Source organism: Streptomyces sp. PA03-6a, assembly GCF_033792765.1.
Classification (GTDB): Bacteria; Actinomycetota; Actinomycetes; order Streptomycetales; family Streptomycetaceae; genus Actinacidiphila.
In genome coordinates this window covers 1-1,775 of record NZ_JARAVK010000540.1, presented here as the reverse complement: position 1 = coordinate 1,775, position 1,775 = coordinate 1, and the positions used below count along the sequence as shown (strand labels likewise).

At 61.2% G+C, this 1,775-nt stretch carries 1 protein-coding gene; it reads left to right on the top strand.

Going from position 1 to position 1,775, the window contains the following annotated elements:
* Nucleotides 1-17: 17 nt before the first annotated feature.
* Nucleotides 18-1,775: SDR family NAD(P)-dependent oxidoreductase (locus tag PV350_RS46465; RefSeq protein ID WP_500339291.1), on the top strand; the 1,758-nt coding region annotated here is incomplete at its 3' end.

The following is a 1,775-nucleotide window of genomic DNA, read 5'->3' as shown; positions in this document are numbered from 1 at the left end:
TCAACTGGACCGGGACAATGCCCGGCACCGAACGAAACCCCGCACCAACCACCACACCGACACTGCCGACCACGGTCTTCCAGCGTGACTGGTACTGGCTGAACTCGCAGGTCGGCAGGGTTCGTCACGGTTTGGACGTTGAGCAGGGAGAAGGGGAGGCGGATTTCTGGGAAGCGGTCGATCGGGGGGATGTGGATTCGCTTCGTTCTGTGTTGTCCGTGGAAGATCCGAGTGCGTTTCATAGCGTTCTTCCGCTGCTTTCACAGTGGCGTAGAGAACGCCAGCAGCAACAGGTCGTAGGGACGTGGCGTTATCACGTCAAGTGGGAGAGGGCCTTCTTCCGTCAGGGTCACCCGGCTCTGCAAGGGAGATGGCTGGTCTTTGCCCAGCCGGGTGGTGTCGGTACTGATCTGATTGCTGCGCTAAGTGACCGTAATATCGATGTCAGGCTAGTCGATCCCTCATTGGATCGTCGTGAAGTGGTCGACGAACTGTCCGCCGCGGAGAACGTGAGCGGGATCTTGTCCGTCTCGAATGACGTCGGCGCAACGTTGAGGCTAGTTCAGGCGCTGGTGGAGGTAGGCAACCTCTCTCCGGTGTGGTGTCTTACCACCGGAGCGGTCTCGGCGGGTGGCACCAGTGCGATCGACCCCTATGCCGCGCAGGTCTGGGGCTTTGGGCGGGTTGTTGCCCTGGAACATCCGAGTATGTGGGGTGGTCTGGTGGACATGCCCACTTCGGTGGACGATCGTGTGCTGGACAATCTGGTTGCCGTTCTAGCTGGTGCCGAGGATCAGGTCGCGATACGTACTGATGGTGTGTATGCCAGGCGCCTGACGCATGCTCCTGCAGCTCGCGCCGGGCATGGTTGGAAGCCGCGAGGGACGGTTCTGATCACTGGTGGAACGGGTGGGTTGGGCGGACATGTCGCACGCTGGCTCGCTCAAGTTGACGAAGTCGAGCGGATCGTCCTTGCGAGCCGTAGTGGCCTGGGGGCAACAGGAGCCCGGGAAATCGTCTCGGAGCTGGCTGCGCTCGGCGTCGATGTTGTCGTGGAATCCTGTGACGTCACGGATCGGGATGCTATGGAAAGCCTCATCGAGGCCTGTCCGCCCGACGCTGTCGTGCACGCGGCTGGTATCCCCGGCTCGTTCCAGTCCGTAGCGGAGCTTGATCCGTTGGAGTTCGAAGCGGAACTTTCCGCGAAGGTCATGGGTGCGGCTCATTTGCACGAGCTGCTCACCGGACGAACTCTGGACGCTTTCGTCCTGTTCTCCTCGATTGCGGGAATTTGGGGAAGTGCGGGGCAGGCAGCTTATGCCACAGCCAACAGCTTCCTCGACGCGCTTGCGGAATATCGGCATGCGCAGAACTTGCCGGCTCTCGCTGTAGCCTGGGGTCCCTGGGAAGGAGCCGGGATGCTCAGCGACTCCGAGAGGAAGGAAAGAATCCTTCGGAGTGGTTTGCGTGCCATGGCGCCGGACACCGCAGTCGCCGCGCTTGCGGAGACAACCCGACAGGCCGAACCATCCGCTGTTGTGGCCGATACGGACTGGAATCAGTTCATTCCGCTTTTCGTGGCGCGTCGCCGCAGTACGCTTTTCGCGACACTTCCCGAAGCGAATGAAGCTCTCGCACTGCAGGATCCGCAAGAACTTTCCAGCCCCCTGAATGATTTCCGCACTCGGCTGGCGGGGCTGGAAACTGCGGCCCGGATGGCACTGCTGACCGATCTGGTGCGTGAGGAAGTCGCGCAGGTACTCGGAATATCCGAC